This is a genomic window from Blautia sp. 1033sp1_1033st1_G9_1033SCRN_220408 (assembly GCF_040929965.1).
Classification (GTDB): domain Bacteria; phylum Bacillota; class Clostridia; order Lachnospirales; family Lachnospiraceae; genus Blautia_A; species Blautia_A ammoniilytica.
In genome coordinates this window covers 1-14,839 of record NZ_JBFKZO010000022.1, presented here as the reverse complement: position 1 = coordinate 14,839, position 14,839 = coordinate 1, and the positions used below count along the sequence as shown (strand labels likewise).

Genomic DNA, 14,839 nt, shown 5'->3' with positions numbered 1-14,839 from the left:
AGGGATTGTATGGCTGATATTAAAACGAAAGACAATGCAAAAGGTACGATACGAACCATAGATAAGGCTGCCGTTGCAACCCAACGAATGAAGCAGGCGTATATCGCAACAAAAGAAAAGGCGGAGCGGTCGGTAAATGCCAACAGCAGCTCTGCCGAGGAATATGCTTCCGATAAACTGGAAAGCGGCATTGACGAGGTGGTTCACGATGGTGCTTATGCGTTTGACAAAGCGGGACGAAAAGGACTTGAAACCACAAAAGAGAATATCCGCACTGCAAAAGACGGTATTCAGCGTTTTAAGCAACAGCGAGCCGAGCAGTTGTTGAGAAAACAGGCTTCGCAGAATACAAGCTCTGCAATTAAGACTGTCGATAAGGCTGAAAAGACCATTAAGCAGTCGGCTACTTCCTCCGGAAAGAAAACCATTAAGTTTGCCGGGAAAGAAGCAACGAAAACTGCACAGAAATCAGTTAAGACGGCTGAACAGACTGCAAAGACAGCGATAAAAACCAGTCAGCAAGCGGCAAAAGCGGCACAGAAAACAGCTCAGGCGACAGTTAAGGCTTCGCAGAAAGCGGCACAGGCGGCAAAAGCCACCGCCAAAGCAACAGCCGCTACGATTAAAGCCGCAGCCAAAGCCACCGTTGCCGCAGTCAAAGCAATCATAGCGGCGGTAAAAGGTATTATTGCCGCTATCGCTGCCGGCGGTTGGGTTGCGGTGGTTGTTATTATTGTTCTATGCCTTGTTGCTCTGATTGCGGGTTCAGTGTTTGGTATCTTCTTTTCAGGAGAGGATTCCGGCACGGGAATGTCAATGCAGACAGTCGTTCAGGAAATCAATCAGGAATATGATGACCGGTTGGAGCAGGAAAAGAACTCCGTAAGCTATGATGTCCTTGAAATGAGCGGCAGCCGAGCTGTGTGGAAAGAGGTTCTTGCGGTCTATTCTGTTAAAGTGAATACCGACCCCGACAATCCGATGGAAGTTGCTACGGTTGATGAAACCAAGAAGCAGCTACTGTCGGATATTTTTTGGGAAATGAACGACATTTCTTCCCGAACGGAAACGAAAACCCATACCGAAATCGAAGAAAGCGACGACGGACACGGCAATATCGTACAGACCGAAACCACAGTAACCGAAACATTTCTGTATATCACGGTAACGCACAAGACTGTTGATGAAATGGCGGCTATGTATGGCTTTAATCAAGAGCAGAAAGATTATCTTGCCGAGCTATTGCAGGACGAAAACAATCAGCTATGGTCACAGGTGCTTTACGGTATCGGATACAGCGACGACCAAATCGTAACGGTTGCCTTGTCTCAGGTAGGTAATGTAGGCGGTCAGCCTTACTGGTCTTGGTACGGATTTGACTCCCGTGTAGAATGGTGTGCCTGCTTCGTTTCTTGGTGTGCCAACGAGTGCGGATATATCGACGCCGGTATTATCCCGAAGTATGCCGGTTGTGTAAACGGCGTACAATGGTTCAGAGACCGAGGACAATGGGCAGACGGTTCGTATGAGCCTTCGCCTGGTACAATCATCTTCTTTGATTGGGAGGGCGACGGTGTAACAGACCACACCGGTATTGTTCAGAAATGCGAGAACGGTACAGTCTATACCGTTGAGGGCAACTCAGGCGATACTTGCAGAACCAAAACATACCCGGTTGGAAGTTCTGTTATCTACGGATACGGTATTCCGGCATATTAAAAAAAGATGGCTGCTCGTTCGAGTAGCCATCAAGTACATTATTCAAAATCTGTTATTTCTCTATCTTTCAGATAGACATTGTGCGTGTGATAAGTAAAACACATCAACAAATCGCTGTCTCTATTATCTTTCGCTTCGAACACAGAAAAGTCATCGGACAGGATAAAAATAAGTCCAAGCAGTTTCTTTATATATCCGTTATATGAAGCATAGTTCATATAGAGAGATGCGGTATATCCGTCATCGTCCTCTATCAAATCTGCGTCAATTTCATAGGTTTCCGATAACTCACTGACTGCCCATATAAATTTATCTTTATTAGCTATACGCTTTTCATTGGGGACAGTCCTTCTGTTCTTCCGTATAAAATCAAGAAATTCTTCCGCTGTCATCGAGTTTTCGTTATCGTCATAATTCTCGTTTTTCATTTCTTCTCAATGTAATAACTGCATGGCATATCAAGCCAAATACAAGAGAAAAACAGCCACCGCCAAATAGTGATGCTCCCCACCCTGCACCTGACATTGTCATAAAACCGCCAACAAAGAAAATACCAATGCCAAGAAATATACCAACACCATAAAAAAGTCCAATTGCCATATCGTACTTATTAAATTGTCGTTTCTCCTTTTTTTCATATGTTTCCATCTTTGTTATTACCTCCTTCGCAAAATCGTCCATGTTGACTCCAAAAAGAAAGCAAATTTTTTTCAACATATTTAAATCGGGTTCATTAACATCTCTCTCCCAATTCGATAGTGCCTGCCGGGTAACATTCAATTCCCCGGCTAGTTCTTCCTGTGTCATTCCCAATTGTGTTCGCAGATGACGTATTTGCTTTCCTGTTGTAATATTCGTCTGTTCCTGGTTCAAAATAGTTTCTCCTCTCTGATACTGATTTTATCAATGATATTTCGCAATAGCCAGCAATGAACGCTTGCATTGCGCAAGACGTTACATTATCTTCTGAAACATATAGCGCACCTTGTCCAGGCGGCTGTTTGGACGGCGGGGCTGGATGACTGGCTTGCCGACAGCGGCCTGATACCCTTTCAGTTCTGTAAGGCATACGCTCTGCCCGTTGGTGTAAAAGGCCAGATCAGTACGGTATGCCTGTATACAGCGGGCGGGAATCTCGCCAGTAAAGACAACTTCATCCTTTTTTACCTGGACCGTTTCGATGGTGGCACAGTATTTCGGTGCATCATGATAAGCCCTGGAAAGATATTCCCGGGGCGCATAGAGGGTGAAGGAGAGATAAGGTTCCAGCAGTTGCGTCCCTGATTCCTTCAATGCCTGTTCCAATACAATCGGGGCCAATGAGCGGAAGTCCGCCGGCGTGCTGACCGGACTGTAATAAAGCCCGTATTCAAAGCAAATCTTACAGTCCGTTACGTTCCAGCCGAACAAGCCCTGCTCCAGCCCGTAACGGATACCATCCCTGACAGCGTTTTGAAAACTCTGGTTCAAGTATCCCAGCGAAACCCGGCTCTCGTATTGTACACCGGAGCCAAGCGGGAGTGGTGTAACAGACAGTCCGATGGATGCCCAAAACGGGTTGGGCGGCACCTCGATATGGATGGTGTGGCTGGCTGCTTTGAGCGGCCGCTCCATATAAATGACGGTGGGTTCCTTTACCACTGTTTCAAGCTTGTATTTTTCCGACAGCAAAGCGGAAACAACCTCCAACTGCACCCGGCCCAAAAAAGAAAGAATGATCTCATGGGTGATGGAATCCACTTCGCAACGCAAAAGCGGGTCAGTATCCGCAAGTTGCGTAAGAGCGTCCAGCAGCCGTTCTCTTTGCGCTGCCGTTTTCGGCGCAATCGTCGTCCGCAGCATGGGGAGGGGGTCCTCGCGCCACCTTTTACGAGGGAGCCGGGTTTGGTCCCCTAATACATCGTTTAACCTCACGCTGTCGCTGGGAAGGATAACAATTTCACCCTGATACGCGGTGTCTGTCCGAACAATTTCCCCTTTGGATGGAATACGCATCTCTGTGATTTTCAGCTTTTCTCTCCCGGCCAGGGCCACCGTATCCCGCAGGCGCAGCGTTCCGCTGTATAACCGTAGATAGACACGCCGCTGGCCGCAATCGGTGTACTCAACCTTGAAAACGCTGCCGCATAGGGCGGCGCCCCCCTGTTCCCCAATCGGTTGGAACAGCCCTGTCACCGCATCCATCAACGGTTGAATGCCAAGGCCATTTTTGGCGCTGCCATAATAGACCGGGAACAGGGAGGCGTCTTGAACCCGCTGCTGTTCCTCCCGCGCAAGTTTTTCCCGGCTGATTGGTTCTCCTGCGATATACTTTTCCAATAATTCATCGTTATTTTCGATGACCGCATCCCATGCTTCTATGTCGGTATTTTCCTCCAGGACTATTTCCGGGGACAGCGACACCGTCTGCTTGATGATAATATCGGCGGAGAGCTTATCCCGAACAGACTGAACCACGCTCTGCAAATCAACGCCAGCCTGGTCGATCTTGTTGATAAAGATAACGGTGGGAATGTTCATTTTCCGCAGGGCATGGAACAGAATACGGGTCTGGGCCTGCACGCCATCTTTAGCGGAGATCACCAAGATGGCCCCATCTAAAACAGCCAAAGAGCGGTACACCTCCGCCAAAAAATCCATGTGGCCGGGCGTATCCACAATGTTAACTTTACATCTGTGCCACTGGAAGGAAGTGACTGCCGCTTGAATGGTAATCCCACGCTGCCGCTCCAAAAACATGGTGTCCGTCCTCGTTGTCCCTTTTTCGACGCTCCCCGGTTCTGAAATGGCTCCGCTGGCATATAGCAGGCTCTCCGTCAAGGTCGTCTTTCCAGCGTCTACATGGGCAAGAATTCCAATATTGATTATTTTCATGTGATTGTCCTCCCTTTACAGCCCCAAAGGGCATAAAAATCCCCAGCAGTAAAATACTTTTACCACTGGGGATTATAAGTTGCGGACATACACATATACAGCATACACCTGTTTGTGAGTGCTGTTTTTGGGGATATGTCAAAATTGATAAGGCAAAAGTATTCTTAAATTGGGTACAAAAAACTCAGCCCCTACAAAAGGGACTATCATAATCCTTTGTTCCCACTATTTGATTATAGTTTTATTTAAGAATACCTTGCCGCATATTTTTTACTCCTTTTCTGTAATAGAATTATTATATCACATCAGTTTTAGGAAAACAAGTATCTAAAAGAAATTTTTCTTCCCCTTATATGTAACAATCATACCGGCTTCCTAACGTTCAGAATGGTTTCTACTGTCTGCTGCGGTGTTTGGTTGGAATTGTCCAGCCAAAAGCCGATCCGTGGTGTTGTCTGCATTTTACTAAATACAAATTCAATGTATACAGAAAGAAATATATAAGGAGTGGGAGGGATTCCGCCGTAGTCGGCATTGTAGGAAAATCCAAAAGTTTAGATTTTCTCAAAATGCTTATCTTTTGGTCTTTGGTTCGGAATAGTGTAGTGCTGGCGGTCTATCTATTGTTTTCGGTTGCTTGCTTCTTTACCGTACATGAGCATTACTGCCGGGTACAAAGCGTTTCGGTGAATTAAAAAAATCAATCGGCAGCGTTTCTCAAAAGGTTTTGACTGCTCAGCTTCGTGATATGGAAGAAAACGGACTCGTTAATCGAAAAGTGTATGCTGAAGTTCCGCCGAGAGTAGAATACTCTCTGACAGAATTGGGACAAAGCTTGAAACCTATTCTCGACGCTATGTGGAGTTGGGGCGAAGATTATAAAGAAAAATGTAATAAATAACGAAAAGACCGTCAAATCTCAACATTCGAGACTTGACGGTCTTACATTTTGTGATTGTATTTAAGAAAATCGTTTTGGTGTTCCTGTTTGCGAAGTTGATAGCCCTGTGCAATCAGCGTATCCACTTTCAGAGCAATCAGGTTTATGTCAGAACACATTGCCCGTGCAATCTGCTGAATGTCATAGCCGTTTTCAATGTATTCCAAAATGGTGTCGTCCGGGAGCGAAGCCTGAGAAGCGAAGATATTTGCTTCATACTCCATACGGTTCTCTCTCATATCAAAGATGTTGAACTCTTTGAACCCGCCGACAGCAACCGCTTCTTGCCTGTGGAGAACATCGTGTCCGATTTCGTGCCATAGCACTATCTGCTCCACGACCGGGTGCATACCGTTTTTAAGAAAAACAAAGCGGTTCTTCAGAATAACTTTATATGCTCCACGCTGCTTGTCAAAATTTCGGTAGATTATATTGATACCAAGCTCTTTTGCGACCTTGTATGGGTCACGAGTACCGCAGCGGTCAATGAGCTTGTTTACGATTTTCACAATCTCAGCCGTAGTGTAATACCCCAATCCGGCTCACCTCCCATATTATAGTATATCGGATATTAACCCTATAATAAATTATAAACTATTATATGTCCCATATATTGGACTTAGTTCACTTCGAGGATTACTCGTCTTTGCGGTATTTCTTCGGGGTGTATTTTTTATTGTTTTTCTTTGCAATAAGATAGGCTTCCTGAATGGCGTCAACCATTTCACGCATATCCTCGTCAGCCATTTCGCCGCCGGCAAACAGACCGGTAACTTCTGCAAGCAACTCCTGAGCCTGTCTTGCTCCTCTGCGTCCGTACTTATCCTCTACATCGGCGATGAAAGCGTCGTCCTCAGACAGCAGATAATTCACATTTACATTTAAGGATTCTGCCAGCTTCTTATATCTTTCCATTCCTCTCGGACGGGATTTATCATTTTCATAAGAACCAATTATGCGTCGGGTTACGCCGATTTTAGCTGCCAACTCATCTTGACTCATACCAAGCTTTGTTCTTTCAGCCTTGACTTTTTCACCGAATGTCATTGTGATTTCACTCCTTAAAAGAATATTTACAGTTGAACTACCCATTTGCTCTTGACAAGTACAGTTGAAGTGTATATAATATGAATTGGGAAGTTGAACTACACATAGTGTACACCAAACTACCCAAAATGTCAAGGGGGTTCTAAAAATGTTACGAAGCATACTTCATTGTGATATGAATAACTTCTATGCCAGCGTCGAATGTATGCTCGACCCCGCATTGAAGAAATATCCGATTGCTGTCTGCGGCTCTGTGGAGGAACGACACGGTATCGTGCTTGCAAAGAACTACAAAGCAAAGGCTTTTGATGTGAAAACCGGGGACGCAGTATGGCAGGCTAAACAGAAGTGCAAGGACTTGGTTGTAGTGCCGCCCCATTATGAGGAGTATATCAAATACTCAAAGCTTGCGAGAAGCGTTTATGAGCGATATACCGACCAAGTTGAACCGTATGGTATGGACGAGTGTTGGCTGGATATTAGCGGGACAGAAAGCCTTTTCGGTTCGCCGGAAAAGGTGGCAAATGAAATTCGTGAGACTATGAAGTTTGAACTCGGCTTGACGATTTCTGTGGGTGTTTCCTTTAATAAGATATTTGCGAAGCTCGGCTCGGATATGAAGAAACCGGACGCAGTAACCGTAATTCCAAAGGACACATTCAAAGAAAAGATTTGGGGACTTCCTGCCGCTGACCTGCTCGGTGTAGGACGGGCAACCCAGCGAGTGCTTGACAGCTATTGTATTCGTACCATCGGGGATTTAGCGAATACCGACCCTGAGTTCTTACGCAGAAGATTAGGAAAGAACGGAGTAGTTTTATGGAACTATGCCAATGGTAACGACCTTTCCCTTGTTGCCAAGAAAGACTTCGTTTCTCCTATAAAAAGCGTAGGACACGGTATAACAACGGTAGCAGACTTAGAGAAACCGGAGCAGGTGTGGCCCGTGTTTCTCGAGTTAACCCAAGACATCGGACACAAGCTCCGTGTTCACGGACTGAGTGCAGAAGGTGTCGCAATACATATTAGAGACAACACACTCAATACAAGGCAATGGCAGACGAAGATTGCACTTCCTACACAGTCTCCGATGATTATTGCAAAGACCGCTTTTCAGTTGTTTGAAAAAAGATATGGGTGGAATAACCCTATCCGTTCTGTGACGGTACAAGCCATAAATCTTGTTCCACAAGACACGCCCCGTCAAATAGATATGTTTATGGACGCCGCCAAGCAGGACAAATTGGAGCGAATGGAAAAGTGTGTTGAAGAAATCAGACGGCGTTTCGGAAAGGACAGCATAAGGAATGGGGTTCTGTGTCAGAACCTGCGGCTACCACCGAAAAAAGCTGAAATCACTATGCCGACAGGTATGGTCGGTTAAGGAGGGCTTAATGTGATTGACGAAAAAGAGGTTACGGCTTATGTTACGATACCCGACTGCTTTTTGCAGGGGTGCAGCGAAGATATTGTTATCTTCCGTGCGGACGGCGGAAACCATTTTACCGACTACGGTATATATGAGGGAATGTTCCTGTTCTTTGACCGGAAAAAACGCTTTAAGAAAGGAAGGCTTTCCTGTTACATCAATACTGCCGGAGATGACCGACCTAAGTACAGGGTGTCGGATAAGAACATCGACGGATACAAGCACTTGGGAAGATTGGTTTTGACTTTGAGAAATTACGAGGTATAGAAATGGAATCCGATAGAAGAAAAGTTTATGTTGAAGTAAATGTAACACACAGACCTGATGGGACGGCTCGTCCGAATTTCATCAAGTTTGAGAATGATGAAAAATATGAGATAGACCGTGTAATTCAGAAATGCCGTGCGGCTTCCACCAAAGTCGGAGGAACCGGTATCCGCTACACGGTACAGATTTGCGGCAAGCCCACATTTCTGTTCGACGAAGAAAACGGAAAGTGGTTTGTAGAAGCAAAATCCTAATGGTAGGAGGTTTTGTAACTTGAAACATTTATCGAGATTTGACATCGAAGCGATTGCCGACAAGTATGTTCAGGCATATATGGCACTTCCTGATGTCCGTAACACACAAATATACAGAATTGACCCGGAGCTTCTCTTGGAGAAGGTTCTCGGATTGAATGTCGAATACCAGCACCTATCCTATGACGGTAGTATTCTCGGAATGACCTCATTTACGGAAATGGGTGTTCAGGTATTTGAAGATGATGATAACGAAGCCTTTTTCTTTTTGGACGGGAAAACCGTTCTTGTGGAAAAGGACTTGAACTTTGACAGCAAGCTGAAAGGCAGAAAGAACTTTACCTTAATGCACGAGGGCAGCCATCAGATATTCAAGATGTTGTTCCCGCATGATTACGGTGTAACACAGAAATCTGCCGGAGTACATTATTGCAAGGCAAATTCCGAGAGGAATAAGCCAATATCCGATTGGGAGGAATGGCAGGCAAACACGCTTGGAGCTGCTATTCTTCTTCCTGAAAACCTCATAAAACAAGGAATGTATCTGTTCAGTCTCGGCGAAAAGATTGAATGCCTGAACAAGATATACTATCCGAGCGTATATAAAAGGTTTGACGCACTTGCCGATTTTTTAGGGTGTTCCAAAAAAGCACTTGCCATACGAATGAAACAGCTCGGACTACTGAAAAAGGAGTATCTTGATAATCCTTTTGATTTGGTTACGGTTTATCCGGAGGTGAGCGAGCTATGAAATCGTTGGAACAAAAGATAATCGTAAGGTGCAAAAACTGTGGCTGGCGTATTTTCGACAAGGTAACAATGACAACAGGTGTTATTGAACTGAAATGTCCGAACTGCCACAGAGTAGTAGAGGTTGACCTGTCCCTACGCAAGGGAACGGTCAAGTACAGATTAACAAGAAGTAATAACAGAGCGAACAATTAAATATCGGGCAGATGTACCGAGCCACGAGTCCTTGAGCGAAAGCTCCTGAGTCATCAAATTGCCGGACGCTGAGAATTAAGGGATAGAAATATCCTAATGTTCTTGGTGTCCGGCTTTTTTGTCGCTCCCGAAAGGAGCAAGACCGTGACATATAAGTGGCTGGCATATATCGCCAAGTATCCGTAATCTCCGAATTTTTGATTTCAACCAAATTCAAAAATTCAAATTTAAGGAGATTACGACAATGACAAAACTTACATTAGAACAACAGGAATTATTATTTGCGAACGACTGCAAACTCATCAATCTGCGGTATGAATACCACGGTTACACCGGCACGGAGAAATGGGCGATTGTAACAGAACTGGCGGAAGAAGAATTGTGGGTTAAATACCCTGATGTTATCCGCCGGTACACCCCGTTCATTCTGCTTTCTATGGCTCAGGGCGAAGTGATTGACGAGTCATACAGAAACAATGATAAGTACGAAAAGCGAGCAAAAAGAACAATCGATGTGTACGGCTATGAAGATGACATCTCTGAACAGTTCCACCGGGAACTGATTACTCCGTTTGTTGACCCGTTTGAGCAGGCGGAGGAAGAACGGATTGAGGAAGAAAAGGAACAGCTTCGACAGTTAGAAATTGCAAAAGTCAGAAAGGTATTGGAAATGCTGAAACCCGTTCAGAGAGAAAGAATGATTAAAGCGATTTTGTTAGGTATGAGTTCAAGAAAAATCGCAAAGGAAGAAGGCGTATATTACAGCGTTGTAGATAAGTCGATTGCCGCCGCAAGAAAAAATTTCAAGAAATTTTATGAAAACCTCTGATTTTGGGTGTGCATTTTGACCCCCTTTGTCCAAATGAGTGAAGGGGTTATTTCAATTCCGGATACGAAATGCACTTTCAAGACTAAATGAACAGAGAGGTTATACATATATGCAGAGAAAAGAAATTCAGCGTGGAGATTTATTCTACTACGATTTTGGAAAAAGGGAGGGGTCTGTCCAGTCGGGAGAGAGACCTGTAATGGTAATTCAGGCGGACAACTTTAATGCAAACGCTCCGACAATTATTGTTGCGGCTGTTACAGCTGTGATGAAAAAGAAGTATCTTCCTTCACACATCATTTTGGGTGAGGACTTCGGTCTGAAGAAGCCGTCAATGGTTCTTCTTGAACAGATACAGACCGTCAATAAGGATGAACTGACAGACTACATTGGTTCGGTAAACGATGAAAGGCTTTGGAAGCAAATTAACGCAGCTCTTAAAAAGACTTTCGGTTTATGGATTTACAACACAGACAGAAACGGAGATGTTCGTTGCTTATGCCCCAAGTGTCTGAGCGACTATATCCACGACCCAAACTATGTTGTCAGGCGTCTTGACCCGTTTGCGAAAAGCAAAGACCACTGCGATAAGTGCAATAACAGCGGTTGGGATTACATCGTTTATGACAAACGCACCTCGGTCAAAGGAAAGGGGTGCAGGAATGTCAAATAGCAGTGAAAAAAAGAAGCGTTACAACATTCCTCTTTGGTGTAAACCAAACCTGTCTATTGAGGAGGCGGCAGCTTATTCCGGTATTGGAATGGGAAAGCTTTATGAAATGACGGAAAGTCAGGATTGTCCTTTTGTTCTTTGGATTGGTAGCAGAAGAATGATTAAAAGGAAAGTCTTTGACGAGTTTATCGAAAGGCAATACTCGATTTAAGGAAAAAGTCAAGTCTGCGATGAGCCGATTCGCATAATTGGCTTACCGCAGACTTTTGAGTATGCTGTAATCACCAAAGGCAAGGAGGTTACAGCGTATGTCTGACAAACAACTTAAATCCAATATGTCGAGTGTCCCAATTTGGAAGAAGATGAACCTTACGGTTGAAGAAGCTTCGGAATATTCGGGCATTGGCACATCAAAGATAAAAGAACTATCGAATTGCGAAGATTGTCCTTTCGTTCTTTGGAACGGGGCAAAGCGATTGATTAAAAGGAAACAATTTGAGGAATACCTGTCATCGCAGTATTCCCTCTGATGGAGGTGGTGTTATGGGAAATAAGCAGACTGAATTGAATAATTCAGGTAATCAGGTGGAAACCGTGCCGGTTTGGGTAAAGCCTTACCTTACGATTGATGAAGCGACCGCTTACACAGGCATAGGCAGAGACAAACTCTATGAGATGACAAGCCGAGAAAAATGTCCGTTTGTTCTGTGGGTAGGAAACAGACGAATGATTAAGAGACGAGTTTTTGATGAGTACATTGAGAAAATGTACTCAATATAGGAAGGAGGGCTTATGGACAACGATGTTTTAGCTTACAGAGTCTTACTCGAAAAGCGAAAAGAAAATGCTCCCTTTTGGGAGAAGAAGGTTTTAACGGTTGAGGAAGCAGCCGAGTACACCGGTATCGGCAGGACAAAAATCAGGCAAATCATAATGAGGGGCGATTGTCCCTTTGCTGTCACTAACGGTGTTCAGGTCTGTGTAATCCGAGACAAATTTATTGATTATCTTGATAAGCAATTTAGTATTTAAGGGAGGAAAAAGTTATGCCAAGAACAAAAAGAAAAGACAAATCAAGAGTAGTGCTTCGTACAGGCGAATCACAGAGAGCCGATGGTACATACCATTTCAGTTGGACGGACGCCAACCACAAAAGGCGTTATGTGTATGCCAAGACACTTGATGAACTGCGATACAAAGAGGAACAAATCGCAAAAGACAAGAGCGATGGCATTAAGGCAGAAGCTCGATACACAACGGTCAATGACATTTATGAGCTTTGGAAGGATTTGAAGCGAGGTCTGAAAAACAACACCTTTGAAAACTATAAGTATATGTATGAGACCTTTGTCCGTCATCAGATAGGTTCAAAGACTGTATCTTCTCTGAGAAAAACAGATATAAAGAGGTTCTATAATTACCTTGCAGACGAACGCCATCTGAAGCCGGCGACCATTGATAATATTCATACGGTTCTCCATCAGATTTTGGATATGGCGGTCGATGATGACTACATCAGGAATAACCCGTCAAACAATGTGCTCAAAGAGTTGAAACAGTCCCATTGTTTTCAGACCGAGAAGCGTAGAGCCTTAACAAAGCCGGAGCAAGAGTTGTTTCTTGACTATTTGAAAAACTCTCCGACATCAAAGTATTGGTATCCGGTGTTTGCGGTTATGATTGGTACGGGACTTCGTGTTGGAGAGGTTACAGGGTTAAGATGGTGCGATATTGATTTGGAAGAAGGTATCATTGATGTGAACCACACGCTGGTTTACTATGACCATCGTACCGAGGGCAGTAAGCGTGGCTGTTACTTCAATGTTAATACGACCAAAACCCCGGCAGGAAGAAGAAAAGTGCCTATGCTCGGTTTCGTCAAAGAAGCATTTTTAATGGAAAAAGAAAGACAGGAATTACTTGACCTTCATTGTGAAGCGACTGTTGACGGATACACCGATTTTATCTTCATCAACCGTTTCGGACAGCCGCAACATCAGGCAACCCTCAACAAAGCAATTCGCCGTATTATTCGTGACTGTAACGATGAGCAGTTGTTGAAAGATGAAAATGCAGAAGTATTGCTCCCGCATTTTAGCTGCCATTCTTTAAGGCATACTTTCACAACAAGAATGTGCGAAGCAGGGGTAAATGTTAAGGTCATTCAGGACACGCTCGGTCATAAGGATATTTCAACTACGCTCAACATCTATACCGATGTAACAAAGGAGCTGAGGAAGTCCGAATTTGAAGGTCTTGACTCCTACTTCAAAAATGAGTATAATAAAGTGTCGGTTTGACAGATTAAATTGATACGGACTTCATAGTTGGTGGATAAAAGCATTTACATCATTTACATCAATTCTTACACAAAGCCCCCACGAAACTAATCGAAAATAAAGTAAAGTAGGATTTTGAAAAAATCTGATTTGCGACTTATTTTGAACTATGTTGGGTTATAGCAAGAATTGAAACGATGTCCTAAATCGTCCCGACGATGAAGTCCCTGGACGCTGATAAGAAAGCTTCCAAGACTTCTGAAGCAGCTCCGGCAGAGGCTGAAAAACCGGTTGAAAAGATTGATTTTTCTAAGGTAAAAGTCGAGCCTTTGTTTGAGGAAATGGTAGACTTTGATACATTCAGCAAGTCAGATTTCCGTGCAGTAAAAGTTAAAGAGTGTGTTGCAGTACCGAAGTCAAAGAAACTGTTACAGTTCACTCTTGATGATGGAACAGGCACAGACAGAACCATTTTAAGCGGTATTCACGCTTATTATGAGCCGGAAAAACTGGTTGGAAAGACTCTTATCGCTATCACAAATCTTCCACCGAGAGCGATGATGGGCATTGACTCTTGCGGTATGCTCCTCAGTGCTATTCACGAAGAAGAAGGCGAAGAAAAGCTCCATCTTCTGATGGTTGATGATCACATTCCAGCAGGTGCAAAGCTCTATTAAGATGATGTAAAGATGTACCGTTTTACCAAATAGACGGGACGTACTTCATTTGATAAAAAACTAAAAAAACAGCGATTTACATCAATTGATGCAGAAATCGGTGCAAGCAAGAAAAAATCGCATAATTAGTGCAATGAGTGGGCAATTCCAATCGGAGTTGCCCATTTTTAAAACAAACAGAAATACAAATCGGAATTTATTAAGGAGGATATGGATGAAACTGTTTTTATGTTCGCACTTTTCAAGTGTAGGAAGTTTGATAAAAGAAGAAATTGATAACAAGAAAGTCGCATTTATTCCCACAGCTTCGCTGCGTGAAGGCTATACCGGTTATGTCGGCTCGGCTCGAAAGCTATTCAATAAACTGGGAGCAACCGTAACGGAAATTGATATTTCAACGGAGGCTTATTTAACGATACAGTCTGTTTTTGAAGATGCGGATGTGATATATTTTACTGGTGGAAATTCTTTCTTTCTTATGGACCAGCTCCGTAAAACGGGAACGGATGAGCTATTGAAGAAGGAATTGGAAAAGGGAAAACTGATGATCGGTGAATCGGCAGGTGCGATTATATGCGCTCCAACTATCCAATATATTGAACAAATGGATGAAAAGCCGGAGGACTACTCACAAGAAGATGATGCAGGGCTTGATTTGATTGATTTCTATGTTCTTCCGCATTATCTTACAGCACCATTTAAGAAAGTTACCGAGAAAATAATGACTGAATTTTCGGATTTGAATCTATCCCCAATTAACAACCGTCAGGGAATTGTAATTGATGGTGAAGATTCAAAGGTTATTTGCAAAGACTAATTTGAAAATTCAAGTTGTGCGCCCAGCTAAGGGTGTGTAGTCAAGCCGGTGGGATTCCGGTTTATCCAAGGTTTAGCCAACCAGATAAT

The 14,839-nt window shown here is 43.8% G+C and carries 19 protein-coding genes and 2 pseudogenes; 16 read left to right on the top strand and 5 right to left on the bottom strand.

Features of this window, described 5'->3' with window-relative positions:
- Positions 1–9: 9 nt before the first annotated feature.
- A complete protein-coding gene (locus tag AB5916_RS14065; protein WP_115716333.1) occupies positions 10–1,719 on the top strand; it encodes a CHAP domain-containing protein in 1,710 nt (569 codons plus the stop codon).
- 38 nt (positions 1,720–1,757) lie between these two features.
- Here the strand turns inward: AB5916_RS14065 and AB5916_RS14060 are convergent, their stop codons facing one another.
- The 3 genes from AB5916_RS14060 to tet(W) all read right to left on the bottom strand — a co-directional run bounded on the left by AB5916_RS14060 (position 1,758) and on the right by tet(W) (position 4,593).
- On the bottom strand, positions 1,758–2,147 hold the full coding sequence (locus AB5916_RS14060) for a hypothetical protein (RefSeq protein ID WP_368191515.1): 390 nt from the start codon (positions 2,145–2,147) through the stop codon (positions 1,758–1,760).
- Positions 2,128–2,592: a helix-turn-helix domain-containing protein gene (locus tag AB5916_RS14055; protein WP_074410843.1), complete on the bottom strand. Its 465-nt coding sequence runs from the start codon at positions 2,590–2,592 to the stop codon at positions 2,128–2,130. The genes AB5916_RS14060 and AB5916_RS14055 overlap by 20 nt, the downstream gene beginning before the upstream one ends.
- Positions 2,593–2,673: 81 nt before the next feature.
- Positions 2,674–4,593: a tetracycline resistance ribosomal protection protein Tet(W) gene (tet(W), locus tag AB5916_RS14050; RefSeq protein ID WP_050618045.1), complete on the bottom strand. Its 1,920-nt coding sequence runs from the start codon at positions 4,591–4,593 to the stop codon at positions 2,674–2,676.
- A 622-nt stretch (positions 4,594–5,215) separates the two neighbouring features.
- Here tet(W) and AB5916_RS14045 point away from each other — a divergent pair.
- A pseudogene (locus AB5916_RS14045) lies at positions 5,216–5,494 on the top strand (winged helix-turn-helix transcriptional regulator).
- A gap of 41 nt (positions 5,495–5,535) precedes the next feature.
- Here the strand turns inward: AB5916_RS14045 and AB5916_RS14040 are convergent.
- Positions 5,536–6,069, bottom strand: a complete 534-nt coding sequence (locus AB5916_RS14040) for an ImmA/IrrE family metallo-endopeptidase (protein ID WP_024532699.1) — start codon at positions 6,067–6,069, stop codon at positions 5,536–5,538.
- Between the two features lie 100 nt (positions 6,070–6,169).
- Positions 6,170–6,580, bottom strand: coding sequence for a helix-turn-helix domain-containing protein (locus AB5916_RS14035; RefSeq protein ID WP_003525181.1), 411 nt, complete (start codon positions 6,578–6,580; stop codon positions 6,170–6,172).
- A 148-nt stretch (positions 6,581–6,728) separates the two neighbouring features.
- Here AB5916_RS14035 and AB5916_RS14030 point away from each other — a divergent pair, with 148 nt between their 5' ends.
- The 14 genes and pseudogenes from AB5916_RS14030 (at position 6,729) to AB5916_RS13965 (ending at position 14,750) form a co-directional block, all read left to right on the top strand.
- A complete protein-coding gene (locus AB5916_RS14030; protein ID WP_050618047.1) occupies positions 6,729–7,964 on the top strand; it encodes a DNA polymerase IV in 1,236 nt (411 codons plus the stop codon).
- Positions 7,965–7,976: 12 nt separating this feature from the next.
- Positions 7,977–8,276, top strand: a complete 300-nt coding sequence (locus AB5916_RS14025; RefSeq protein WP_003525179.1) for a hypothetical protein — start codon at positions 7,977–7,979, stop codon at positions 8,274–8,276.
- A 2-nt stretch (positions 8,277–8,278) separates the two neighbouring features.
- Positions 8,279–8,530, top strand: a complete 252-nt coding sequence (locus AB5916_RS14020; RefSeq protein WP_014635881.1) for a hypothetical protein — start codon at positions 8,279–8,281, stop codon at positions 8,528–8,530.
- Positions 8,531–8,549: 19 nt separating this feature from the next.
- A complete protein-coding gene (locus AB5916_RS14015) occupies positions 8,550–9,281 on the top strand; it encodes an ImmA/IrrE family metallo-endopeptidase (RefSeq protein ID WP_050618048.1) in 732 nt (243 codons plus the stop codon).
- A complete protein-coding gene (locus AB5916_RS14010) occupies positions 9,278–9,475 on the top strand; it encodes a hypothetical protein (RefSeq protein ID WP_003525176.1) in 198 nt (65 codons plus the stop codon). Before AB5916_RS14015 ends, AB5916_RS14010 begins: the two co-directional genes overlap by 4 nt.
- Positions 9,476–9,719: 244 nt before the next feature.
- A complete protein-coding gene (locus AB5916_RS14005; RefSeq protein ID WP_050618049.1) occupies positions 9,720–10,304 on the top strand; it encodes a chromatin SPT2 in 585 nt (194 codons plus the stop codon).
- A gap of 109 nt (positions 10,305–10,413) precedes the next feature.
- Complete coding sequence (locus AB5916_RS14000; RefSeq protein ID WP_050618050.1) at positions 10,414–10,977, top strand: type II toxin-antitoxin system PemK/MazF family toxin; 564 nt, start codon at positions 10,414–10,416, stop codon at positions 10,975–10,977.
- Positions 10,967–11,188, top strand: a complete 222-nt coding sequence (locus tag AB5916_RS13995; protein ID WP_041179095.1) for an excisionase — start codon at positions 10,967–10,969, stop codon at positions 11,186–11,188. The genes AB5916_RS14000 and AB5916_RS13995 overlap by 11 nt, the downstream gene beginning before the upstream one ends.
- A gap of 97 nt (positions 11,189–11,285) precedes the next feature.
- Positions 11,286–11,507: an excisionase gene (locus AB5916_RS13990; RefSeq protein ID WP_079844853.1), complete on the top strand. Its 222-nt coding sequence runs from the start codon at positions 11,286–11,288 to the stop codon at positions 11,505–11,507.
- 13 nt (positions 11,508–11,520) lie between these two features.
- On the top strand, positions 11,521–11,757 hold the full coding sequence (locus AB5916_RS13985; protein WP_050618051.1) for an excisionase: 237 nt from the start codon (positions 11,521–11,523) through the stop codon (positions 11,755–11,757).
- Positions 11,758–11,769: 12 nt separating this feature from the next.
- The gene (locus AB5916_RS13980) at positions 11,770–12,009 is read left to right on the top strand and encodes an excisionase (protein WP_050618052.1); all 240 of its coding nucleotides are present in this window, start codon (positions 11,770–11,772) and stop codon (positions 12,007–12,009) included.
- Between the two features lie 14 nt (positions 12,010–12,023).
- The gene (locus tag AB5916_RS13975; protein ID WP_022117667.1) at positions 12,024–13,277 is read left to right on the top strand and encodes a site-specific integrase; all 1,254 of its coding nucleotides are present in this window, start codon (positions 12,024–12,026) and stop codon (positions 13,275–13,277) included.
- A 272-nt stretch (positions 13,278–13,549) separates the two neighbouring features.
- Positions 13,550–13,933: pseudogene (locus AB5916_RS13970) on the top strand (lysine--tRNA ligase); the annotation flags it as partial.
- A gap of 214 nt (positions 13,934–14,147) precedes the next feature.
- On the top strand, positions 14,148–14,750 hold the full coding sequence (locus AB5916_RS13965; RefSeq protein ID WP_368191514.1) for a Type 1 glutamine amidotransferase-like domain-containing protein: 603 nt from the start codon (positions 14,148–14,150) through the stop codon (positions 14,748–14,750).
- Positions 14,751–14,839: the final 89 nt, after the last annotated feature.